Raw genomic sequence first — 22,489 nt, 5'->3', positions numbered from 1 at the left:
ACGCGGATGCAATCGACCGAGCGAAGATGCCGTTGCGCCGATAGGAACCGATGTCAGCCGCGCTACCTCCAGCGTGAAACGCTTGGTCCATCATCCTCAAAGATTGGGGAGAGCTTAAGCCTTGCGAAATTTTAGTGCGAGCCCAAAAACCTGCTACATTTTATTTTAGCACGCAGGCAATACGCCAAATGCTACTTATATATGAGCCTATATTTTCCGTCATAGACAACAGAGTTAAAGAGGGAATTCCGCAAAGAACTGATTGATGCCGCTGCCCGCTCGATGACAACAAACCTATCTACATGGAGTTCATAGATGATTCGTCAACCCTGCGCTATAATCGGTAATTTTGCCGCCGCTGTTGTTGTTTTGCTAACCGCAACCAATGTAGTCCACGCAGAGGCGCCCCATAGCTTTACTATTAAAAACAATAGCAGAGACACAATAAGCATAACCAGCATGCATGGATATTGTATAAAATCAATAGATACACCGCAGCCTATTGCCCCGGGAGGAACCGCAACTGTGAACTGGGTCGACTCCAACAATAGCACTGAAATTGAATGGATGGCTGCGCACGGCCCCCATAGTGCTCGCACTCGCGCCGTCCACCCCAACTCCAAGGGAATAGATGGATTTATGTGCGCTGACGCACAAAAATGGGTCGTTTTTCAAATGAGTAATTACGCGGGATCCTATGGAATGGTTCATCGCAAAATAAGCGGCGACTGGTATAACGGCCAATTTTGGGCTGTGTCCGCTGAGATAACCTCTGACGGAGGCTGGCAATGGATAGATTCGAACCAAGTTCCCGACTCTGGCGTTTCAGCCTCTTGCAGCCATATGAACACAGGATGCTTCGGGACATTTGGCGAAATGGTCAGCAATGGTAAGGACAGTTATAACTGGCCCCGCATTTATAAAACAGAGGACGGATATCAATTTCAATTCAACTAATCCTTCGCGATCAAAGACAGTTCACCATGCCGGTCCCTCTTCGGCTTAGTGGTCTGGCCAGAAAATCCCCGGCTAGAACATAGCCGCTATCCGTACCCATGGTGCTGGGTATGTGGCGTTTTTGGCGGAAGAGGTTCGTATTCGCTGGCTGTAACGCCCATTCTTGCCTGCTTGCGTAAATGCATAGCGGGCATTGAATGGCATGGTTTGGCGTACGATTTGCCCCCTTTTGCCCCCCCGGGCCGATTAGAATCCGAGCCTGTGTCTGGCGGAGCATAATTACACCGCTAGTTAGGGTGGATTCAGCTTGGTGGGCAGAGGTAATGAAATTGGGGGTTCCGTGAATAGGACTACCTGAATTTGCTCGCAAAAAGCAACGCTTGGTACGGATATTGGTACCAGAATTCGCGCATCCTAGAGCCCCGTGTCCGGTGCAAAGACTCGGGGCTTTTTCTGAGCTGAAGATAACCCCTTTTTTCGCTTGCTCAGTGTCGGGTTACGGCAAGAATCGGTCACTCACTAGTCCAGAAATGGTGACGATTACTGGCCAGCCTCGAATCACTCGTTTCTTGAGAGCCTACATGCTAGCCAGATAGGCTTCCACACCAGGAGCGAGGATTATTCTTCGACGTTACCGTGAGTCTTCTCGAATAACAGACCACGAACTTCCAATTTACCCAGCTTTTTCCACTGAATCCGCGCAAATTGGCGGCCAGGAGTTTCCTCTCCGAGTAGTGAGATCCATGCACTTCGAAAGCTCTTATACGTAACGCCGTTGACCAAGCATTGAGGGCTGTCCAGGCGTGCGGCCCGCACTTCCGGAATGTCCCAGCCATTCATTCTTGATTGAACCTTGATGTGGCCTTCTATATCGCACACCTCATAGCCTTCACCCAACGGCGACTCGAGTGCGGCAAGGAGGAGATTGCTCACCAGGCGAAGGTATCCGATACGAAAGCATTCTGTCCGGCCATCAATAATGCGGCTAGCCCCTTTACCGCGCGCACTTGGTAGAGAGCGAAGGATCAGCAGTTCAACGTGACGCGCGGCTTCGATACTCGGGAGCTTGTAAAGCGTACCATCAACGACCTCGAAATCTTGACGGGTATGCTTGTAGAGCCGTTTGGTGGGCACTGTACTAATCCCGACCTTAAACACATCACCGCGACTGTGAACGAGCAAGTAGATATACCCATGGGCCATATTCATGACTCCCAGTGACGATCCAGTCACGTTCATTGTATCTCACGAAGTAAGTGCCCAACCCGCGACATAGATCCGACTCTACATTACTCGACGTTACAGTAAGAGAAAAAGAGTACGAAAAAGAGTACAGAATTATTTACCGGCCCTGCGACGGCGTGCAATCCCAACATAGCAACCAGCGCCCTAAGATTCCCGACTAAACCTGGGAATCTCTGACCCTGCCGGGAGATTCAACTCTCTCACCAATCTAGCCCGCCAGCCTTACCCTATCCCATTCCTGATAAACTCCCCGCCTCTGCCCTACCCATTCAGATTCCCCAATGCCCTTAATCACAGCCGCCCCCCAATCACTCTCCCGCCGCTTCTCCGTTGCCCCAATGATGGATTGGAACCTCTAATTCTACAGGCCACGTAATACGTGCGCTTTAGCACCCTGCGCCAAGCCCCGTACCATTTTTGTACCAACGCCAACCTAATACGTTGAAGCCCTGCCCCTTTCTCGCTAGCTCCAGCAATCCCGAGCATTGCTGCTGCTATGCTCAATTCCTTTCGAAACGAGTCGGCGATCATGGCAAGCGAATACTCACTAGCGGATGTACTGGAACGGCTTTATCAGAATCAACTGGCCCTAGAGGCGGCAGTAATGGAGCTGACCCTGTGGGCTGAGCAGCAAGACGCTGTGGAGGCAGGTGAGAATGTTCGAGGGGCGCTTAACACGATTACTGAAAATGCCGGACATATTAAACAAGGCCTGGCCCGGTTGAGAGGGGCGGATCTCACCTAAATGGCAGTAGCGGCTGTTTGTTTATTGACCTGCTGGCAGCGGATAAAAGCCAGGCTTTGTCGGCGTCTGGAGTACGAGCGATCCGTAGGATGCGACAAAAATAGTAAGCGCGCCCCGCGTCGTCGAATGGGCGTTCCTCCGCTTGAACGAGGCCACAGCGATGGATGAAAAGATAGATGAGCAGTCCATCTTGCGTGCAGCTAGAGAGTGGGCCTTCCGAACTGGAAGGGATGAAGCAACGGCCGTCAGCAACGCATCAGAAACGATGGCAGCGCTGAAGACGAAGCTACCGTTGGGCGAGTTTGAAGCCGTCTTGGAAAATCTTCTTCGTCAATACAATAAAGGTGGCTGAGACGATGCCGCTTGATTGGCGCGGTCCGTTGCCACGGGCAGTCTCCTAACCGCCCGACATATAACGATAGCTATCGCATCCCGGGCGCGAACGATCCATTCCGCTATGCCAAACGCACGTATGCGAGTTTCACCAGAAGCCCGTAATCCCCGTTACAGCCCACCTTGACGAGCGGAGCCGTGCGCATGGGTGCGCTGTAATGCTTGTCGCTCCAATCCCAACACCACCCACAACCTCACCCACTGACGCTCCGTGGACGAGAGTGCGTGCGGATGAATGGGAACGTGCGAACTGCGCAGTTCTGTACGCACCTTCAGTAGATATCCACCCTAAGCTTATCCGCCGTTTTATGTTGACCCACGGGAAAGAGGTTAGGAGGGTTAGTTTTTATCCCACCGCCCTGGAAGCCTTGTCTGGTAAGGCTTTGCGAAGGAATGCTGAGGTTAGCTTCTGGTTAGTTTTTGGTAATTTCCTAACCTTTATTGATGTTAAATACTCAATTTATAAATTCCTTTAAAAACAGTTACTTATGAAATACTAACCTTTAACCTAACCCAACCTAACCTATCAAAGTTAGGTCTCAAGCCCAGCAAATACGGGCGCTCCAGCTCAATGCACCCCTCTCAAAAAAAACCTAACCCTTTTCCCGCGCCGCCTCCGAAATCCGTACGCCTGAGCATGCGTATGAGTGCTGCGAAAGACACCCACCTTCGCAGGGATCCGCAGGTATTCGATAGCCTGGATCAGCTCCGCTAGCGCCCAGCGGGCTTGATTTCAACGGGGGTGCAGAAGTGCGGAAAAAAAGGCCTATTTAGACCGGAGGCGAGGTGGGGGGACGACGGCGCGCGCCAGGTTTGAAGCACGCCACAGCCCGCCGACTGCGCACCATTTCGGGGCAAAAAAAAAACCGCCTCGGCGGGCGGCTCATGGGGTCAGCAGGTCACCGACAGGATACCTGCCACAGCTGGTCCAGCCTGGTCGTGTAGCTCTGGCTCATCATCTCCCGACGCATGCCCCAGTCTGGGTTGACGGGCACGCTGGCTGATCGGAGTGTCCCTCTACCCCATCGCCCGTTGATCTGGTCCAGCACCGCCATCAACTTCGTGGCGTCGGCTGGTTGGGAGGTGGCAAACAGGTCGTCGGTGTACTCCCCCTGCTGACAGAGGTTCATCAACAGCACCTCAGCCTTGCTGTACTTGAAGCCCGGCCGAAACACGCGGTCGAGCGCGTCCACCGCTGCCTTGGTCAGCAGCCGCACATCATCAGTGGGGTACGGCATGTCGATCAGCACACCATTGGCGTACTTCGCCTCCTCCGGGTTGAACATGCCGGTGCGGATGCTGACGCGGATCTTCTTGCACAGCGACTGCTGCGCCCTGAGCTTTTCCGAAGCACGCATCATGTAGGTAGCCACCGCTTCCTTGATGGGTGCCAGGTCCGTGAGCCGCTTCCCGAACATCCGACTACAGCAAATTTCCTGCTTCGGAGGGTCCGGTTCATCCAGCTCCAGGCACGGCGTGCCGGCCAGCTCCCGGGCGGTCTTCTCAATCACCACGCTGAACTTCTTGCGTAGCGTCCACGGGTCGGCCTTAGCCAGGTCCATCGCGGTCTTGATCCCCATGGCGTCCAGGTGAAGTTTCATCTTGCGACCAACGCCCCAGACCTCGGACACGTCGGTGTTGCGCAAAACCCAGTCACGCTTGAACGGGTCGCAGATATCGACCACGCCGCCGGTCTCCACTTGGAGCCGTTTGGCGGTGTGGTTTGCCAGCTTTGCCAGGGTTTTGGTGTGGGCGATCCCCACCCCGACCGGGATGCCGGTGCAGCGCAGCACTTGGCTGCGGATCTTCCGCCCGAGGGTATCCCGGCCGTCGATGCCAGTCATGTCGGCAAAGGCTTCGTCGATGCTGTAGACCTCAACGGCAGGCACCATTGATTCAATGAGTGTCATGACCCGCTCACTCATGTCGCCGTAGAGCGCGTAATTCGACGAGAACGGGACGATGCCGTGCTTATGCAGCTTGTGCTTGATCTGGAAATATGGCTCGCCCATCTTCACATAGGGCTTGGCGTCGTAACTGCGGGCAATCACGCAGCCGTCGTTGTTGCTCAGCACCACGATGGGCACGCGGGCCAGGTCGGGTCGAAATACGCGCTCGCAACTGGCGTAGAAGCTGTTGCAGTCGATCAGGGCGAAAACTGGCAGGGGTTTAGACATGGCTGCGCACGCTGCATGTGATGACGCCCCAGATAACCAGCTCGTCGCCCTCAAGCACGTACCTCGGTGGATACTTTGGGTTCTCCGAAAGGAGAATCACCTCCCTGCCGCGAATGCAAAGCCGCTTGCATACGGGCTCGTTGTTCAGCAGCGCTACGACGATGTGACCGTGCGCCGGCTCCAAAGCGCGGTCCACCACCGCGAGATCGCCTTCAAAAATACCGGCGCCTTGCATGCTCTCCCCAGCGATTGAGACCAGGTAGACATGCGGGGCGCGAATGTTCAGAACCTCATCCAATGAGATGTGCGCTTCGATGTGGTCCGCCGCCGGAGATGGGAACCCGGCGGGCACTCGAAACGAACACAAGGGCAGCTTCAAGCCACCCTCGGCAATAGGGCCTAGAATTGAAAAGCTCATGACGCACGTTCCAAGATACTGTACGAACATACAGTTAACTTTGTACAAGGTTGGCGGTCAATTTTGTATAGGAAAAATCTGACAGGCGGGACAACCCATGTGCGGGAGATTCGTGCAGTACGAGGGGATGGCGGTGTTTATGGAGGAGCTAGGGCCACAGCTCCCGCTATTCAGCGGTTTCGATGCAGTGCCGATCAACCGGTACAACATTGCCCCGACGACACGGGTGCAAATCTTGCACACCAGCGATGCCGGTCTTCACATCACCCCGATCAGGTGGGGCTGGTCGCCATTTTGGGCGAAGGGAAAACGCCCCGACCCCATCAATGCGAGGGTTGAAACTGTCACGACGGGGAGGTTTTTCAAACAGCTCTGGCCGAACGGGCGTGCTCTGGTTCCAAGCGAGGGCTGGTATGAGTGGGTCAAAGACCCCAATGACCCGAAGAAAAAACAGCCCTATTTCATTCGCCTGAAAACCCAAAAGCCTATGTTCTTCGGCGCCCTTGCACAGGCTCAACCAGGGCTAGAGGGACAAGAAGGCGATGGTTTTGTCATCGTTACCGCTGCCAGCGATCAGGGCATGGTGGATATCCATGACCGACGCCCTTTGGTGCTATCGCCGCAGGAAGCTCGCGAGTGGTTAACGCCTGACCTTAAGCCGGGGCGCGCTGAGGAAATTGCATTAGAGCGCTGTCGGCCTATCGAGGATTTCGAGTGGTATCCCGTAGGCAGAGCAGTGGGAAATGTGAAAAATCACGGTCCAGAGCTGATAGAACCTTTGGCAGACGCTGGGGCTTGGCCTTAAAAAGCACTCTTACAGCCCCTCACGCCAACTTAGACAAACGAGGCAAAAGTGAATTTTTTATACATAACAGGCCTGACCGATTTAAACATATCCCAGACACTAAAAGACCCAATAAAAACCGCAAAAAACACTTTCATAACGAATAACCCGAGCCTTATAAAGTCAAAAATACCACTTTGGCAAATTCCAGCTCTAGGCCAACTCGAATACAATTTTCTCACAAGCGGAATACCAGTAATCTACACTACTGGCAGCGTTCTAGCTGAAGAGGGAGCACAAATAGAGATCATTAATCTGTTAAGAGAAGCACAAGCTTTTTTGATCGCGCTTTGGCTGGAACGCGACTGCAATGTTAACAGCGATACCGGCTTCGCCATAGGAACCGATAGCACATGCATTCATAGCAATTCATTGAGCATGCATTATTCCTTAGCAAAAGGTGGCAAGGAAAAGCTTACCTTAAATCAGGAAGAGATTGAGTCGGCTTGCGCACTGTCTTTCAACGCCTTTAGAGGACTAAAAGAGCAGAACAATCCAGCGCATACCGCGTTACAAAAATCTACAGGCAGAATAAACGTAGCTAGCTACCATCTACAAATGGCGCGCGGAGCGAGTGACTTAGCAATAAAAATATCAACCTACTGTTCATTTTTTGAATCATTATTAAGCACCAACGCAGTGGAACTCTCGCATCAGCTAGCCGAGCGAATAGCTTTTTCTCTATCAAACGATCCGAATGAAAGACTTGAAATATTTAAAAGAACAAAAAAAGCTTACGGTATTCGGTCAAAGGCCGTACACGGGGATATCATCCCAGACAAGGATATAAAAGACCTCATAGAAACATCTCAGCATTGCGATGACATAGCAAGGAAAATCTATACAAAGATATTAACCTCAGATGATATTTATCACCTGTTCGAGGGGACCAATGTCGCAATCGAAGAGCACATGAGAAAATTAATATTCGGCATAATAACGGAATTGTAATTGCCGTCGCTGCTCACCTTGGGCCTAACTCTCTAGGCCCTTAACCTTAAATGAAATAACCTCCTCACCGATCCAATCGTTAAGCTGGCTCATCCTTTGTTGAATAGGTTCCAGTTCATTGGCTGCGTAGATCTGAGCAGCCTCGCTAATAGATCCAAATCCACCCGCGTTCTGCGGCACAATGCCCATCAACTGTGGTGGAATCCGCAGGCTCGCCAACACGTCATCACGGGTCTGATTCTTGATCGAGTTGAATTCGTCCTTGGCCGCTACCTCGCTGACAGGGATTAGCTGAATGCCATCCTTCTTGCCCGTGGGCGAGTAGACAAACAGGTTTCGAAAATTCCCCGGCCCCTTGGACTCCTTCAACGCTTTACGCAAGGCATCGATATCCGCCTCAGTCTGCGCCGCGTCGGTCATGTACAGGATGAAACCGGCGTGACTGCCGTTCTCGTAATACTTGCGCCGGAACAACGTCGCCGACTCATTCAATAACGCCGATTGCAACGCACTGATCCACTCCGGCAGTCCATAAATCTCCTGGTGCAAATCCGCTTCGCGCAGATGAAAAATGCTGCCCGGCTCAAAGGCGTGCTCGTTCTTCCACCCTTGCACCTGGTAGAACTGCCCCTCCGGCCCGGCTCGCATGTACTTCGCCAACGACGGTACCAGTTGCCGTGTGTTGCCCAGCACCGACCGGCGCTTCTCCAGGTACCCATTGCCCAGGCACAGGAAGTCCAGGGCGAACTGTTCAAAAGCCGCCCGGGACAACATCGGATGCGGGATAAAAGTCTTGCTCAACAGGTTGCGCTTGAACATCAACCCCGAATGCAGATGCACGCTCGCTCCCACAGACCGAGCCAAACCGTTAAGCGACAACGGCGGCTCATACCACCGCCCGTTGAACCAGCACTCCAGGTAGTCGAACACCTCCCGACCACCCAGCACCGGCGTCGGGTCACCGAAGCTGAACACCTGGGTACCCGCACCGGCGGCGTCGAGGGTGGCCGGCAGTAGCTCTTGGCTGGCGAGTTGTTCGGTCATGTGAAAATCTCCATTCGCCCGGTATTGGCAGCGGTCTGCCCTTCGAGCGGTTCGTTTTGCAATGCGTGGAAGAGCGCCCATGCCAGGTCGGCATGGCCGGTGTTGTCGTTGCGGCCGGCGGTGTAGGTGAACTGGCGACCGCCTGCGGTGATGGTTTTGCGAATCGCCATGAGCGACTGGGCCATGTCGGTCCAGCCGGCGTCGAACTCCAGCCGGCCCTTGTGGATCACGTCGTAGGCCTTCAGCACCAGGCGGGTTTTCACCTCGGGCGAGTAGCTGAAGGTGGTCACCGCCGGGAAGAACTGGCGCACCAGCTGGGCAACGCCACTGCCTAGGCCGGTGACATCGATACCGATGTAGGTGACCCAGTAGCGGTCGCACACGCCCTTAATGGCGGCGGCCTGGGCGGCGAAGTCCATGCCGCGAAATTGGTGGCGCTCAAGCACGCGAAATTTGCCGCCGGGCACCAGGGGCGGCGCGACCACCACCAGGCCGGAACAATCGCCCGTCTCGGCCGGGTCATAGCCGACCCATACCTGACGGTCGCCGAACGGGCGCATCGCGAAAGGTTTGTAGTCCTCGGCCCACTCCACCCAGCTATCGACCATGCAGGACTGCAACACCGACAGCGGGAAGATGCTCGCGCCGTCATCAACGAACTCGCACATCAGCAGGTTGGCGAAGGCCTCGGGGCTGTACTCCCGGCGCAACTCTTCGATGTCGAACAGATCGCACCCGCCCCGCTCGGCGTCGAGGATCGTGACGATCTGTCGCCACAGCCGATCCTCACAGAACCGGCCCTGCTGGAGTGCGCCGTGGGTCACGTCCACTTTGGTGTGCTGCGCGGCCGGCTTGCCCTTGTTGAATCGTTCCCCCGTCCAGAAGGTGTACGCCTCGTGAGCCATGCTCGACGGCGTGGAGAAATAGGTTTTGCGCCACTTCTTGTGCATCGCCATGCCCGAGGCGACCTTGTTCAACTCCTCGAACTTGAACGTCCAGAAGAATTCGTCGAAGTAGAAATTGCCGTGGTAGCCCTGGGCGGTGCGGGCGTTGGTTCCGAGGAAGAACAGCTCGGCGCCATTGGGCAGCACAATCGGGTCACCGGTCAGCTCAACGCCGATGACTTCCCGGGCGAAGGCCTGGATGTAGCCACGAAACAGGTAGGCCTGGTTCTTCGAAGCCGACAGGAAAATCTGGTTGCGCCCAGTGTCCAGGGCGTCGATAAACGCCTCGCGGGCGAAGTAGTACGTGGCGCCGATCTGCCGACTCTTGAGAATGACGCGGGTGCGCTGGTTGCCCGCCCGGTACCAGTCTTTTTGGTAGTCGAAACAGCCGTCGATGAACGCCTCGCGCAGCAGCTCGATCTGGTCTTCGCTGATGTCGTTCTTCGGTGACTTTTTCTTCGGCCCCTCGTTGCGCTTGGCGAGGTTCGGATTGAGGTCGGTTTCGGTACCACCGTCCTGGAAGCGCTGAATGCGGGCCTGGCGTTCAAGCTGTCGATGCAACAGATCGATCTCTTTGAAATCGCCGCCGGTCTTGTTGTCCTTGAGGATCAACTGCACCAAGCGCGCTTCCAGGGCGCCACCGATGCGTTCAACATTGTCGGCCCGGTCCCACTCGTCGCGGGCCTTCCAGCTGTGTAGCGTTTTTTCTTTTTCGCCCGTAGCCTCGGCAATCTCGCAGATGCGCCAACCCATCCAGTACAGGAACTTGGATTGGCGTCGTGGATCGATAGGCAGCAGGCAGGTCGTCGTCATGGCCGAGATGCTGCCGCCCATGGCGACGACTCAATAGCGCTGCCCCTTGTACCCTCCCCGCCTACAGTCCCGCCTCGTTGCCGCCGCTCGCGCCCGTGACGACCATGCCCCTCATTGCAACGCACTGCTCAACCCAGCAGGCGCCCCACGCACTGAGGATTCCCAGCATGAAGAAGTTTCGCAGCAACTGGTTCCGCGTCGCCGTCGAGGGCGCTACTTCGGACAAGCGCACCATCAAACGCAGCTGGCTGGAACAGGCCGCCAAGAACTTCAACCCGTCCACCTACGGCGCCCGTATTTGGCTGGAGCATTTCCGCAGCCTGTTGCCCGATAGCCCGTTCAAGGCCTACGGCGATGTCCTGGCAGTAAAAACCGAAGAGGTGGACATCAACGGCCAGAAAAAACTGGCCCTGTTCGCCCAGGTTGAACCCACCCCTGAGCTGATCGCCATGAACAAGGCGAAACAGAAGATTTACACCTCCATCGAAATCGACGACAGCTTTGCCGACACCGGCGAAGCCTACATCGTCGGCCTGGCGGTCACTGACTCGCCCGCCAGCCTGGGCACCGACGTCCTGGCGTTCTCAGCCCAGAAACCGGACGCCAGCCCCTTCAAGGATCGCCACTACTCGGCAACGTCGATGTTTACCGAGGCGGTGGAAACCGAGTTGAAGTTCGAGGAAATCGAAGAGAAGCCCAGCATCGGCGCCCAGTTGTTCAACAAGGTGCAAGCGCTGCTGACCGGCAAGCAGGCCAAGGACGATACCGAGTTCGCCCAGATCGGCGAAGCCGTCGAAGCCATCGCCGAACACGTCAAGGATCTACCCGACCAACTGGCCGCCGAAAAGAAATTCTCGGCGGGGCTGAAAACCCAGCTCGACCAGGTCAGCACGGAACTCACAGAGCTGAAAAACAAGCTCTCCACCACCCAGGACCACAGCCAGAAAACGCGCCCGCCTGTAACCGGCGGCAATGACCTGGTCGTGACCGACTGCTGACAGTCAGCCCAACCACAGCCCCGAATCATGAAGGACGATCAACATGCGTAACGACACCCGAGTACTGTTCAACGCCTACCTGCAACAACTGGCGCAGCTGCATGGGGTGACTGACGTCACCACCAAATTCACCGCAGACCCAAGCGTCGCCCAGACCTTGGAAACCCGCATGCAGGAATCCAGCGCGTTCCTCAGCGCAATCAACTTCTACCCCGTATCGGAACAGTCGGGTGAAAAGATTGGCATCGGTATCGACGGCACCATTGCCAGCACTACCGACACCACCGTCAAAGACCGCGAACCACGCGATCCAAGCGGCCTGGACGACCGTGGGTACACCTGCACCCAAACCAACTTCGATACCGGTCTGCGCTATCAGAAGCTGGACCAGTGGGCCAAGTTCAAGGACTTCCAGGCACGCATCCGCGACGCCATCATCAAAGCCCAGGCCCTCAACCGGATCATGATTGGCTGGAACGGGATCAGCCGTGCCGCTACATCCAACCCGCTCACCAACCCGCTGTTGCAGGACGTCAACATCGGCTGGCTTCAGAAAATGCGCCTGGAGAACCCCGCCCGGGTTCTGGATGAGGTCGTGGCCGGTAGCGGCAAAATCGAAATCGGCTCCGGCAAGGATTTCGAAAACATCGACGCCCTGGTCGTCAGCATGGTCAACGAGTTCATCGAACCTTGGTATCAGGAGGACACCGAACTGGTGGTCATCTGCGGTCGCCAACTGCTGGCCGACAAGTATTTCCCGATCATCAACAAGGTCCAGGCGCCGACCGAAATGCTGGCGGCCGACATCGTCACCAGTCAAAAACGGCTCGGCAACCTGCCAGCGGTACGCGTGCCGCACTTCCCGGCCAACGGCCTGCTGGTGACCCGCCTGGACAACCTGTCGTTGTACTGGCAGGAAGGTACCCGCCGCCGCACCGTTGTGGACAACGCCAAGCGCGACCGCATCGAGAACTACGAATCGGTGAATGAAAGCTACGTCATCGAAGACCTGGGCTGCGCGGCCATGGCCGAAAACATCACCCTGAACTGAGGCGGCCATCATGACCAACCCCTGCCGCCGCCATTTTGAACGTGTCACTGCCGCCATTGAGGCGGCAGCGACCGAACCCACCCAAACCATGGCCGGCGCTACAGCATACGAACACCAACTCAACCAGCTGCTGCAAGACCGCTTGCGCCTGAAACAGGTCCAGTCCAACCAGGGCAAGGCCGAACTCAAGCGCCAGTTGCTGCCGAGTTATGAATCCTACGTGCAAGGTGTGCTGGAAGGCGGCCAGGGGGCGCAGGACGAGGTACTGACCACCGTCATGGTCTGGCGCTTCGATGCCGGTGACTTCACCGGAGGGCTCGACATCGCGACCTACGTGCTGGAACACAAGATGGTCATGCCCGACCGCTTCGCCCGCACCTTGGGTTGCCTGGTCGCCGAGGAAGTCGCGACGGCAGCCTTCAAGGCTCAGAAGGTTGGCGAACCGTTCGACCTGGAAATCCTGCACCGCACCGCCGAACTCACCGACGCCGAGGACATGCCCGACCAGGCCCGCGCCAAGCTGTTTCTCGCCATGGGCCGCGCCACGTTGGAAGGCATCACGGAGGAGGCCCCGGGCCAACCCGGCAAGGTCCAGGCCGGTGTGGATCTACTGAAAAAAGCCATCGCCCTGCACGACGCCTGCGGTGGCAAGAAAGATCTGGAGCGGGCCGAACGCCTGCTCAACAAACTTGCCGGCCCTGCCGGCTAACCGAGCGTCCCCACGCACCCCGCCGGCTCGGGGCGGATCGGCCAGGCCGCTCCTCCTGAACGTGAAGCCCCGACCACCGGCGACCTATTTTTGAGTGCTGTTCCATGAGTGGATTCGTAGCCAGCGGCCCCGTCGCCAGCGGCCATATCAACACCGACGCCTTCTGGCCCTCGATTGATCTCGACGAGCTGCGAGCCACCCTGCGGATCGATGCCAGCGTCACCGTGCCACGTTTGGAAACCGCCGCCGTTGCCGCCGCCATCAGCGTCAACCGTGAGCTGAGCGGATGGCGCGCCATCCAGCAGACCGCAGGCCATGCCGAACTAGCAGACGTTCCCGGCGAAAAAATCAACGACGTATCTGTCCTGGTGCACCTCTACCGCCGCGCCATCGAAGCCGCTACCGGCGCCGAAGTGTGTGAGCGCTACCGCTCCTACGACACCACCAACAGCGGCAACCAGAACGCCGAAGACGCCCAACATCGATGATTACCGCCGCGACCTGCGCTGGGGCCGTGCGTGACTTCCTCGGCATCAACCGCACCACCGTGGAGCTGATCTGATGCCCGTCACCGTCCACGCCTTCCAAAACGACACCGTTGACGCCCTGTGCTGGCGTCACTACGGCCGCACCGCCGGCGTGACCGAAGCGGTGCTCGAAGCCAACCCCGGCCTGGCCGACTACGGGCCGATCCTGCCCCAAGGCCTGCCTGTGAAAATGCCAGAAGCCCAGACGGCTGCGCCACAGCGGCAGATGGTGAACCTATGGGACTGATCAACCTGCAACGAGCCCACGAACCCACCAACCCTGGATTACGGAATGAAGCGCATGCCTGAACGTCCCGACACCTGGGCCTGGCTCGCCGCCTGGCTCGAACAGAACTGGCCTGCCCTTTATGCGGGGATCCTGGCTCTGACCATCGCCGCCCTGCGGATCATGTACGGCGGCGGCACCTTGCGGCGGATGGCTGTTGAGGCCCCCCTTTGCGGCGCCCTGGCACTGGCCGCCAGTCATGGCCTGGCGCTGCTCGGCATCCCCGTCTCAACCGCACCGTTCTTCGGTGGGGTAATCGGTTTGCTTGGAGTCGAGGGGACTCGCGCCGCAGCCAAGAAGTTTTTCACTCGCAAGGTAGAACAGCTATGACGACGCTTCGCCACGGCGACCGCTCCCAGGCGGTGCGCATCCTGCAAAAAGACCTGAACGACCACGGCGCCGCGCTGGTGGTGGATGGCGACTATGGCGATTCCACCGAGGCCGCCGTGCGGGCGTATCAGTTGAAAGTCGGCTTGGTCGCCGATGGCGTTGCCGGCGAAAAGACCCAGGCCAGCCTGGCCGGCGGTGACTGTCAGCTCCTGTTGAGAAACGAAGACCTGGTGCAGGCTGCACAGATCCTCGACGTACCGCTGGCAAGCGTCTATGCCGTCAACGAGGTTGAATCGAAGGGCAAAGGCTTTTTGGCGAACGGCAAGCCGGTGATTCTGTTCGAACGGCACATCATGTACCGCCAGCTCGCCACGCCGCGCCACGAAGGCGACAACCCCGACGAACTCAAGCGCCACGCCGACCAACTGGCCGTCGCCAATCCGGCCATCGTCAATCCGAAGTCCGGCGGCTATTCCGGCGGCACTGCTGAGCATCAGCGCCTGAGCCATGCGCGCCTGATCGATGACACCGTCGCACTGGAATCCGCTTCCTGGGGCGCGTTCCAGATTATGGGCTTTCACTGGCACCGCCTGGGCTATGCCAGCGTGCAAGCGCTGGTCGAGGACATGAGTGCAGGCGAGTCTCAACAGTTCGCCGCCTTCGTGCGTTTCATCCAGACCGACCCGGTGCTGCACAAGGCCTTGAAAGGCCGTAAATGGGCCGAATTTGCCAAGCTCTACAACGGCCCGGATTACCAGCGGAACCTGTACGACATCAAGCTCCAGCGCGCCTATGAGCGGCACGCTGAGTGCGGCTGCGGCCAGGCGGTGGCGGCATGATCGATCTGGAGGCGGTGCGCAAACTGGACGTCCAAGACGGCAACCTGTTGGTGGTGCCGGAAAATACCAAGCAAGCCGATATGGAATTGCTGTGCGAAGCCCTGGCCTACATGACACCTGGTTGCCGGGTAGTCATCGTGCGAGGTCCGGTGGAGCTGATGGACGTCGGCGAAATGAACAAACTGGGCTGGTACCGCGCATGAGTACCCTGCGCCAGGCGCTGTACGGCATCGCCCTGCTGGGCGCCCTGGCACTGCTCATCTGGGGCCAGGAACAACGCATCACCGTGGCCGAGAAGAACACCGAACTGGCGGGGAAGGACATCAAAATTGCCCGCGATGAAGCTGACAGGCTGCGCGCCAATCTCAGCACCCTGCAAAACACCCTGAACGGCGAGCGCATCGCCCAGGCTGCCCTGCGAACCCAGCAGGATCAGCTGCGCCAGGGCCTGGCAAAGCGCGAGCAAACCATCGAGGCGCTGAAACGTGAAAACGAAGACCTTCGCAACTGGGCTATCCAGCCTTTGCCTGAGCTTGCTCGCCGGCTGCGCGAGCGCCCCGCCTTCACCGGCGCCGACGCTTATCGTAAGTGGCTGTCCGGCCGTGGTGCCCTGCACCCTCCCGGCGACAAGCCCACTCAATAACGGCGATCAGCTCACCGACCAGGACCGCGTCGAAGCTGCATGGGCTGAATGCGCCGGCCAGGTAGACATGGTGTTCAAGCATCAACAGGCGGCCCAATGAACAAACCCGAAAGCCTGCGCGCCCACCTGCTGAGCACAGTGGCCGAACTCAAGCACAACCCCGACCGGCTGCTGATCTTCATCGACAACGGCAAAATCCGCTGCACCGCGGCTGCATCGTTGTCGTTTGAATACAGCTTTGATTTACAGGTCATCCTCACCGACTACGCCGGTCACCCCGACAGCGTTATGTTGCCGTTGCTGGGCTGGCTGAGCGTGAACCAGTCCGAGCTGCTGGAGAACCTGAACAAGTCCGCCGAGGGCATCCAGTTCGAGGCCGACATCTTGGACAACAGCAAGGTGGACCTGAGCCTGACACTGCCGCTGACCGAGCGTGTGGTTGTAGGGAAAGACGCCGACGGCAATACCACCGTCCACCATCCTGGTGAACCTCGGCAGGTAGCCGCGTTCCTCGATCCGGCGTGGATACCTGGCACCCAAGGCACCGGCAGTGAATGGGTCGTGCCTAAATGACCAACCGATTGGAAACGCTGGAGGATTGGGCCGCCGGCCTGCTGGGACAACTGGAACCGGCATCGCGCAACAAACTGGCCCGCAGCATCGGCCAGGCCCTGCGGCGCAGCCAGCAACAGCGGATCATCGCCCAGCGCAACCCGGACGGCAGCAAATACGCGCCGCGAAAGCAGCGCAACCTGCGGGGGAAACAAGGACGGGTGAAGCGAAAGGTGCAGATGTTTCAGAAGCTGCGCACAGCGAGCTTTTTGAAAGTCAAAGGCGACGGAAACAGTATTAGCGTCGGGTTTACAGGACGGATTGCCCGAATCGCCAGGGTGCACCAGTACGGCTTGAAGGACAGGGCCGAACGGGGTGCACCGGATGTGCGGTACGAACAAAGGGAGATACTTGGCTTCATCGACGCGGATATAGATTTGATCCGCGACGGCCTCCTGGCACATTTCACAAGCAATTCATGACTTAGGAGTATCGCGCTTAACAATTGCCTCCCGGAGGTTCTCAGGTAAGGATTCATATATTTCTTTAATGTGCTTAGGTTCGGAAATTGTCTTATCAACAATCAAGTTAAGAAGTTTGAATAGAGCTTCAGCAGTTGCACGATCATCCCTAATATCAATTTTCCCTGGATGGACAGCTGAGTTACCAATCACGCGCACGGCGTCAAGCGACTGCTGAACTCTTGTATCCAATCCAGCTGCAACGAGCGATTTAATATCTTCGTTAATATTTTCCCCCGGTTGCCCCAGTTCCTTGCAAAGTTTCTGAATGGCAAGTCTTAAAAGCGCCGCAGCACCACGAGGTGATTGGTTTAGAATCGCTCCAGCCTCTTCATAATCACGCCTAATGTCATCAGACATATCAGGATTAGCGGGAACAACATTACCAACAACAGGATAGATTAATTTATCGTAGATCCAAATCGAGATTTTGCGACAGTTAAAACAGTTGCTGATATTACAATTCCTAATTTGGCGCTTCAAATATGCGCCATCATCCTTAACATCGACAAAAGGGGCGCCTTCTGCCATCCGTACAAACCAAGAAAGAAGTTCTTCTCGCTCAGCAACATCCTTAATCTCGCTAAGATCCAATTCATCAAGAAAAGCCTTATCAACAAGTCTAGGACGCGGCGTATCTTCGGGATAACTATCAATGAATACATTTGACCAAAACTGTTTTGCTAGTGCTCCACAGTGCGGACAGTTGAATGCGGTTTCTTGTATAGATGGTGAGATATATTTCATTTACATTCCTTTGATTTCTGAACCGTTGAAAATGGTTGACCCGTCCGCCACAGCAGCACATTACTGGACTGTAACCAAGCTTGCTACAAGTTGACAAAGCTGCGCTTGCGCACGCGTGACGCCACCATCGGCACCATGAACGACTTAGCCACCCTCGCCCGCCTGATCGAAAATCTCATCCGCTTCGGCACCATCGCTGCCGTCCAGATGCAGCCTCCACGTGTGCAGATCAAAACCGGAACCCTGACCACTGCCTGGCTGCCGTGGATTGCCCTGCGCGCCGGTGCTGACCGGGAGTGGAACCCGCCGACCGTCAACGAACAGGTTTTGCTGTTTCAGCCCTTCGGGCCAACTCGGCAACGGTGTCGCCCTGACCGGCCTTTTCAGCGACCAGATCCCCGCCAACGGAGACCGCGAAGGCCTGCACCGCTTCACCTACCGCGACGGCACGGTGATCGAGTACGACAGCGTCGCTCACCACCTCAACGCCACGCTCACCGATGGCGGCACCACCAACCTAGTCAGCACCGGAGGTATCAATATCGTCGGCAACATCACGCACAAGGGCAATTACACCCAGACCGGAGACCAGAATGTCACCGGTAAGGTCACCGTCTCGGTAGATGTGATAGCCGCTGGCATCAGCCTGGTGAAGCACCTGCACGGCGGCGTCATGCCTGGCAGCGGCAAGACGGGGAAACCGGAATGAATCGACACACCGGCGCCGCCATCAGCACCGTGGAAAGCATCGCTCAATCCATGAGCGACATTCTCAGCACGCGCATCGGCACCCGGGTCATGCGCCGCGAATACGGCAGTCTGTTGCCCGAGCTGGTGGACCACCCCTTCAACGACATCACCCGCTTGCAGGTGTACGCGGCCACCGTCATGGCGCTGATGCGCTGGGAGCCGCGTATCAGCCTGAGCCGCGTGCAGTTCCAGGGCGCCACGCTGCAAGGACAATCCTTGTTGGATATCGAGGGCAGCATCGTCGATAGCAACGAGCCGTTGAGCCTGAGCGTGCCTCTGAATTTGGGGGGTAGCGCATGAACTCATTCGTCGCAATTGACCTGGGCCAGCTCCCCGCGCCCGAGGTCGTTGAGCAGATCGATTACGAGCAGATCCTCGCCGAGCGCAAGGCCTACGCCATCGGCCTCTGGCCGGTCGAGGAACAAGCCGAGATCGCTGCACGGCTTGAGCTGGAGTCTGAGCCTTTGACCAAGCTGCTACAGGAGAACGCCTACCGCGAGACGGTATGGCGCCAGCGCGTCAATGAGGCGTCCGTCGCCAACATGTTGGCCCTCGCCAAGGGCAGCGACCTGGAGAACCTGGCCGGCAACTTCAACGTCAAGCGCCTGGTCATTCAGGCCGCCAAGCCCTCGGCCGTACCGCCAGTTCCGTTGCTGATGGAGAGCGACGACAGCCTGCGGGAGCGGGCTCAAATGGCGTGGGAAGGCCTCAGCACTGCCGGCCCGCGTAACAGTTACATCTTTCATGCGCGCTCTGCTGACGGCCAGGTGGCCGACGCCACTGCCGAGAGTCCCGCCCCGGCCGAGGCGGTGGTGACTGTGCAATCGATCCTGGGTGACGGCACCGCCTCGCCCACGCTAATGGCAAAGGTCAATGCCTACCTCAGCGACGACGACCGCCGCCCTGTCGCGGATCGGCTCACTGTGCAAAGCGCCCAGGTCATCAACTACCAGATCAAGGCCAAGCTGTTTCTCTCGACGTCCGGCCCTGAGAGCGAGTTGATTCTCGCGGCCGCCAATGCGCAGTTGCTCGCCTTCGTGCACCAACGGCGCCGCCTGGGCTTGGAGGTTTCGGAATCCATTATCCATGCCTCGCTGCACGTCGAGGGGGTGCGTAAGGTCGTGCTGGAAAACTGGGCGGACATCGTAGCTACGAAGTACCAAGCCCCATACTGCACAGCCGTCGATTTGGCGCTGGGGGTCGAATGATGGCAAACGCTCCCCTTCTTCCAGGCAATTCGACGCCGTTGGAGCGTCAAGCGGCGCAGGCGCTGGCCCAGATCCAGCGTGTGCCGATTCCATTACGCACGCTGTACAACCCCGACCTTTGCCCACTGCCCCTTTTGCCCTACCTGGCCTGGGCCTTTTCCGTGGATCGCTGGGACAGCAAGTGGACAGAGGCGGCCAAGCGCGCCGCCATCCGCAGTGCGTACTACATCCACTCGCGAAAAGGCACCATCGGGTCACTGCGTCGCGTGGTTGAACCACTCGGTTACCTGATTGAAATCATCGAATGGTGGCAGACCGTTCCGGTCGGCCCTCGCGCCACCTTCAGGCTCAAAGTCGGCGTGCTGGACACCGGTATCACTGAAGAGATGTACCAGGAACTGACCTGGCTGATCGACGATGCCAAGCCCCTGACACGCCACCTCACCGGTCTCGCCATCAGCCTGGAAACCACCGGATCAGTTCATATCGGCGCCTGCATCACCGAAGGCGACGAGATTGATATCTACCCACCAACACAGCGAGACATTGAGGTCACGGGCTACATCCACCAGGGCGGCCGTGAACACCAGATCGACACCATGGACATCTACCCATGACAGACCAGAACAGCCAGTTTTTCGCCATCCTCACCACTATCGGCAAAGCCAAGCAGGCCAACGCGGACGCACTGGGCATTCCCTGGACATTCGCGCAGATGGGCGTGGGTGATGCCAACGGCACGGAGCCAATGCCCAACGAGCAGCAGACACAGTTGATCAACGAGCGCCGACGTGCCCCGCTGAATCAGCTCAAGGTTGACCCAGCCAACCCAAACATCATCATTGCCGAACAGGTCATCCCCGAAAACGTCGGCGGCTGGTGGATTCGTGAGGTGGGACTGTACGACGCCGCCGGTGACCTGGTAGCCGTGGCTAACTGCGCGCCGAGCTTCAAGCCGTTATTGACCCAGGGTTCAGGCCGCACACAAGTCGTGCGGATGAACCTGATCGTCAGCAACACGGCGAATGTCGAATTAAAGATTGATCCCTCAGTTGTTTTGGCGACACGTCAGTACGTTGATTCCAAGATTCTTGAGGAACTGTACAAGCTCGACAGCAAGCAATCGGTGCGCGTAGCCACCACGGCGAGCATCGCATTGACCGGGTTGCAGAGCGTTGATGGCGTGACGTTGGTTGCTGGGGATCGGGTTTTGGTGAAGAACCAGGCGGCCGCCAAGGACAATGGCATCTACGTTGTTGGAGCAGCAGCATGGCAGCGTGCGCCGGATGCTGACAGCAGTGCTGAAGTCACCTCGGCGATGATTCTGTCAGTCGAGCAAGGCGCTACGCTGGCCGACACTCGCTGGCAGTTGGTAACGGATGGGGCAATTGTCCTTGGAACCACGTCGCTGACCTTTCAGAACATCACCCAGGGGTTTGCAACCATCAACTCCCCGGCGTTGGTGAACCCAACGGCAAACACGCCGCCTCAGTTTGATAATACGAAGGCGCTGGCCACTTCCGAGTTTGTAAAGAGGATGGGGCTCGAATACGGGGATTACACCAACTACGCGGCGACGGCGGCGCTAACCGCTGCTGACGTTGGCAAGGTGGCTGCGTTTGCTGGCGCTGGGGCTATGATCGCCACTCTCCCAACTGGCGGGACAATTCCGCGAGGGGCGGTTGTTAAGATCCTGTGCGGCATGGGCACGGTAACGGTAAAGGCAGCCGCAGGTGATTCGATCGATGCCGTTAACTTCGTCGGCAACATCGCCATGGCTCAAGGTGATACCGCTGAATTTATTCGTATCGGCTCGCTGTGGCGGTTGATTGGCGGCAGCGTTTCGCTGGAGTATTCAGCGTATTTTTCTACCGCAATAAAACGGCAGGTAAATCCGACCGATGTTACAGCCGGCGCCCTTATGCCGGTCGGCGCCTTCGGGGCTGGTCGCGGTATCTTGAGCACTGAAGTTGATATGAATAATTACCTGATCCCCGGTAATTATCTCACTCCCATGGCCGGCTTAGTAAACATCCCACCCGGCTGGTCGCCGTCGGCTCGTTACAGCGTCGTTGTTGAAGGCTATATGAGCAACAACTACCTGGTACAGCGAATCACTGGCGGCTTAGGAAGCGGCCAGACGCCGGTATTTGCCTCGCGTGCCATGCAGAACGCTGGGGAATGGACGCCTTGGCAGTTCGGCATCACCAGTGAGCAAGCGCCTTTTCGCGGTACCCAAGTATTTAAAACCGCAGGTGTATTCACCTGGGCGGTGCCTGCTGGCGTGAAAAAGGCTTGGGTTACGGTTATCGGGGGTGGCGGTGGCGGAGGTCGCGCAGGCGTCTCCGGGGCAGGATCAGGTGGCGGTGGTGGAGGTGGCTTGGCACAAGAGCTAGTTGATCTCACAGGCGTGACCAGTGTCACGGTGACCGTTGGCGCTGGTGGCGCTGGCGCTACCGTAGAAGCGGGTGTTGGCGAAACCGGTGCGACGTCTTCATTTGGGACCTATCTATCTGCTACTGGCGGGGCCGGGGGCTTTGGTAACGCCTCGTCCGGTTATGCAAATGGCCCGGGGAGTGGTGGGCTGGGCACTGGCGGGGACTTCAACACGTCACTTGGGGCCGGACATCCAAGTTATGGGCCATACGGTGGTTCAGGTGGTGGCCCCGGTAGTCGATCCACGCAAGGGCAGGTCCCAGGTAATACCGGTGTTGGGCCTGGCGGCGGCGGGTCAGGTGCGTTTTACGGGTACAACGGTGGTGCAGGTGCTGCCGGTAACGTAATCATTCAGTGGTGA

Annotated in this window: 25 protein-coding genes and 3 pseudogenes; 22 read left to right on the top strand and 6 right to left on the bottom strand. The window is 57.5% G+C overall.

Annotation, left to right across the window (positions count from 1 at the left end; all coding sequences use genetic code 11):
• Positions 1-315: 315 nt before the first annotated feature.
• Positions 316-957 carry a hypothetical protein gene (locus PSH91_RS09670; protein WP_305468027.1) on the top strand — a complete coding sequence of 214 codons (642 nt, stop codon included), beginning with the start codon at positions 316-318 and terminating at the stop codon, positions 955-957.
• Positions 958-1,575: 618 nt separating this feature from the next.
• Here PSH91_RS09670 and PSH91_RS09665 read toward each other — a convergent pair.
• Positions 1,576-2,196 carry a GIY-YIG nuclease family protein gene (locus tag PSH91_RS09665; RefSeq protein ID WP_305468026.1) on the bottom strand — a complete coding sequence of 207 codons (621 nt, stop codon included), beginning with the start codon at positions 2,194-2,196 and terminating at the stop codon, positions 1,576-1,578.
• Positions 2,197-2,731: 535 nt separating this feature from the next.
• Here PSH91_RS09665 and PSH91_RS09660 point away from each other — a divergent pair.
• Positions 2,732-2,947 carry a hypothetical protein gene (locus PSH91_RS09660; RefSeq protein WP_095962958.1) on the top strand — a complete coding sequence of 72 codons (216 nt, stop codon included), beginning with the start codon at positions 2,732-2,734 and terminating at the stop codon, positions 2,945-2,947.
• Between the two features lie 160 nt (positions 2,948-3,107).
• Positions 3,108-3,299, top strand: a complete 192-nt coding sequence (locus PSH91_RS09655; RefSeq protein ID WP_305468023.1) for a hypothetical protein — start codon at positions 3,108-3,110, stop codon at positions 3,297-3,299.
• A 940-nt stretch (positions 3,300-4,239) separates the two neighbouring features.
• On the opposite strand, the gene umuC is transcribed toward PSH91_RS09655, so the two are convergent.
• Both umuC and PSH91_RS09645 read right to left on the bottom strand, forming a co-directional pair.
• On the bottom strand, positions 4,240-5,517 hold the full coding sequence (umuC, locus tag PSH91_RS09650; protein ID WP_305468021.1) for a translesion error-prone DNA polymerase V subunit UmuC: 1,278 nt from the start codon (positions 5,515-5,517) through the stop codon (positions 4,240-4,242).
• A complete protein-coding gene (locus tag PSH91_RS09645; RefSeq protein WP_014338712.1) occupies positions 5,510-5,935 on the bottom strand; it encodes a LexA family transcriptional regulator in 426 nt (141 codons plus the stop codon). The genes umuC and PSH91_RS09645 overlap by 8 nt, the downstream gene beginning before the upstream one ends.
• Positions 5,936-6,032: 97 nt before the next feature.
• Here PSH91_RS09645 and PSH91_RS09640 point away from each other — a divergent pair, with 97 nt between their 5' ends.
• On the top strand, positions 6,033-6,740 hold the full coding sequence (locus PSH91_RS09640) for an SOS response-associated peptidase family protein (RefSeq protein ID WP_305468017.1): 708 nt from the start codon (positions 6,033-6,035) through the stop codon (positions 6,738-6,740).
• A 48-nt stretch (positions 6,741-6,788) separates the two neighbouring features.
• Positions 6,789-7,730 (top strand): HEPN domain-containing protein, encoded by a 942-nt coding sequence (locus PSH91_RS09635; RefSeq protein WP_305468015.1) that lies wholly within the window; start codon positions 6,789-6,791, stop codon positions 7,728-7,730.
• Between the two features lie 24 nt (positions 7,731-7,754).
• On the opposite strand, the gene PSH91_RS09630 is transcribed toward PSH91_RS09635, so the two are convergent.
• Together PSH91_RS09630 and PSH91_RS09625 are read right to left on the bottom strand one after the other, a co-directional pair.
• On the bottom strand, positions 7,755-8,774 hold the full coding sequence (locus tag PSH91_RS09630; RefSeq protein ID WP_305468013.1) for a phage portal protein: 1,020 nt from the start codon (positions 8,772-8,774) through the stop codon (positions 7,755-7,757).
• On the bottom strand, positions 8,771-10,531 hold the full coding sequence (locus tag PSH91_RS09625) for a terminase ATPase subunit family protein (RefSeq protein ID WP_305468520.1): 1,761 nt from the start codon (positions 10,529-10,531) through the stop codon (positions 8,771-8,773). The genes PSH91_RS09630 and PSH91_RS09625 overlap by 4 nt, the downstream gene beginning before the upstream one ends.
• 167 nt (positions 10,532-10,698) lie before the next feature.
• On the opposite strand from PSH91_RS09625, the gene PSH91_RS09620 reads away from it, so the two are divergent.
• From PSH91_RS09620 to PSH91_RS09565, 12 genes and pseudogenes are all read left to right on the top strand, one after another.
• Complete coding sequence (locus PSH91_RS09620; RefSeq protein WP_027912630.1) at positions 10,699-11,529, top strand: GPO family capsid scaffolding protein; 831 nt, start codon at positions 10,699-10,701, stop codon at positions 11,527-11,529.
• 43 nt (positions 11,530-11,572) lie between these two features.
• The gene (locus tag PSH91_RS09615) at positions 11,573-12,580 is read left to right on the top strand and encodes a phage major capsid protein, P2 family (protein WP_258690735.1); all 1,008 of its coding nucleotides are present in this window, start codon (positions 11,573-11,575) and stop codon (positions 12,578-12,580) included.
• A gap of 10 nt (positions 12,581-12,590) precedes the next feature.
• Positions 12,591-13,289, top strand: a complete 699-nt coding sequence (locus tag PSH91_RS09610; RefSeq protein ID WP_305468010.1) for a terminase endonuclease subunit — start codon at positions 12,591-12,593, stop codon at positions 13,287-13,289.
• A gap of 104 nt (positions 13,290-13,393) precedes the next feature.
• Positions 13,394-13,851, top strand: a pseudogene (locus PSH91_RS09605) (head completion/stabilization protein).
• Positions 13,851-14,063 (top strand): tail protein X, encoded by a 213-nt coding sequence (locus PSH91_RS09600; RefSeq protein ID WP_305468008.1) that lies wholly within the window; start codon positions 13,851-13,853, stop codon positions 14,061-14,063. Before PSH91_RS09605 ends, PSH91_RS09600 begins: the two are co-directional and overlap by 1 nt.
• A gap of 45 nt (positions 14,064-14,108) precedes the next feature.
• Positions 14,109-14,432 carry a phage holin, lambda family gene (locus tag PSH91_RS09595; RefSeq protein WP_305468006.1) on the top strand — a complete coding sequence of 108 codons (324 nt, stop codon included), beginning with the start codon at positions 14,109-14,111 and terminating at the stop codon, positions 14,430-14,432.
• Entirely contained in the window at positions 14,429-15,271 is an 843-nt protein-coding gene (locus PSH91_RS09590; protein ID WP_305468005.1) for an N-acetylmuramidase family protein, read from the top strand. The genes PSH91_RS09595 and PSH91_RS09590 overlap by 4 nt, the downstream gene beginning before the upstream one ends.
• Positions 15,268-15,474, top strand: a complete 207-nt coding sequence (locus PSH91_RS09585; RefSeq protein WP_305468003.1) for a hypothetical protein — start codon at positions 15,268-15,270, stop codon at positions 15,472-15,474. The genes PSH91_RS09590 and PSH91_RS09585 overlap by 4 nt, the downstream gene beginning before the upstream one ends.
• The gene (gene lysB, locus PSH91_RS09580; protein ID WP_305468001.1) at positions 15,471-15,914 is read left to right on the top strand and encodes an Rz-like lysis system protein LysB; all 444 of its coding nucleotides are present in this window, start codon (positions 15,471-15,473) and stop codon (positions 15,912-15,914) included. Before PSH91_RS09585 ends, lysB begins: the two co-directional genes overlap by 4 nt.
• Positions 15,826-16,014: pseudogene (gene lysC, locus PSH91_RS09575) on the top strand (Rz1-like lysis system protein LysC); the annotation flags it as partial. The gene lysB and the pseudogene lysC, both read left to right, overlap by 89 nt.
• Positions 16,011-16,487 carry a phage tail protein gene (locus PSH91_RS09570; RefSeq protein WP_305467999.1) on the top strand — a complete coding sequence of 159 codons (477 nt, stop codon included), beginning with the start codon at positions 16,011-16,013 and terminating at the stop codon, positions 16,485-16,487. The pseudogene lysC and the gene PSH91_RS09570, both read left to right, overlap by 4 nt.
• Positions 16,484-16,948, top strand: coding sequence for a phage virion morphogenesis protein (locus PSH91_RS09565; protein ID WP_305467997.1), 465 nt, complete (start codon positions 16,484-16,486; stop codon positions 16,946-16,948). Before PSH91_RS09570 ends, PSH91_RS09565 begins: the two co-directional genes overlap by 4 nt.
• Here PSH91_RS09565 and PSH91_RS09560 read toward each other — a convergent pair.
• Entirely contained in the window at positions 16,943-17,734 is a 792-nt protein-coding gene (locus tag PSH91_RS09560) for a DUF4145 domain-containing protein (RefSeq protein ID WP_305467995.1), read from the bottom strand. The genes PSH91_RS09565 and PSH91_RS09560 overlap by 6 nt on opposite strands.
• Before the next feature lie 135 nt (positions 17,735-17,869).
• Here PSH91_RS09560 and PSH91_RS09555 point away from each other — a divergent pair.
• From PSH91_RS09555 to PSH91_RS09535, 5 genes and pseudogenes are all read left to right on the top strand, one after another.
• Positions 17,870-18,443: pseudogene (locus PSH91_RS09555) on the top strand (phage baseplate assembly protein V).
• Positions 18,440-18,784 carry a GPW/gp25 family protein gene (locus PSH91_RS09550; protein ID WP_305467993.1) on the top strand — a complete coding sequence of 115 codons (345 nt, stop codon included), beginning with the start codon at positions 18,440-18,442 and terminating at the stop codon, positions 18,782-18,784. Before PSH91_RS09555 ends, PSH91_RS09550 begins: the two are co-directional and overlap by 4 nt.
• Complete coding sequence (locus tag PSH91_RS09545) at positions 18,781-19,692, top strand: baseplate J/gp47 family protein (protein ID WP_305467991.1); 912 nt, start codon at positions 18,781-18,783, stop codon at positions 19,690-19,692. The genes PSH91_RS09550 and PSH91_RS09545 overlap by 4 nt, the downstream gene beginning before the upstream one ends.
• The gene (locus tag PSH91_RS09540; protein ID WP_305467989.1) at positions 19,692-20,309 is read left to right on the top strand and encodes a phage tail protein I; all 618 of its coding nucleotides are present in this window, start codon (positions 19,692-19,694) and stop codon (positions 20,307-20,309) included. The genes PSH91_RS09545 and PSH91_RS09540 overlap by 1 nt, the downstream gene beginning before the upstream one ends.
• Positions 20,306-22,489, top strand: a complete 2,184-nt coding sequence (locus tag PSH91_RS09535; protein ID WP_305467987.1) for a phage tail protein — start codon at positions 20,306-20,308, stop codon at positions 22,487-22,489. Before PSH91_RS09540 ends, PSH91_RS09535 begins: the two co-directional genes overlap by 4 nt.

Source organism: Pseudomonas sp. FP1154 (assembly GCF_030687245.1).
Lineage (GTDB): Bacteria > Pseudomonadota > Gammaproteobacteria > Pseudomonadales > Pseudomonadaceae > Aquipseudomonas > Aquipseudomonas rhizophila.
This window is presented reverse-complemented; position numbering and strand designations above follow the sequence as displayed.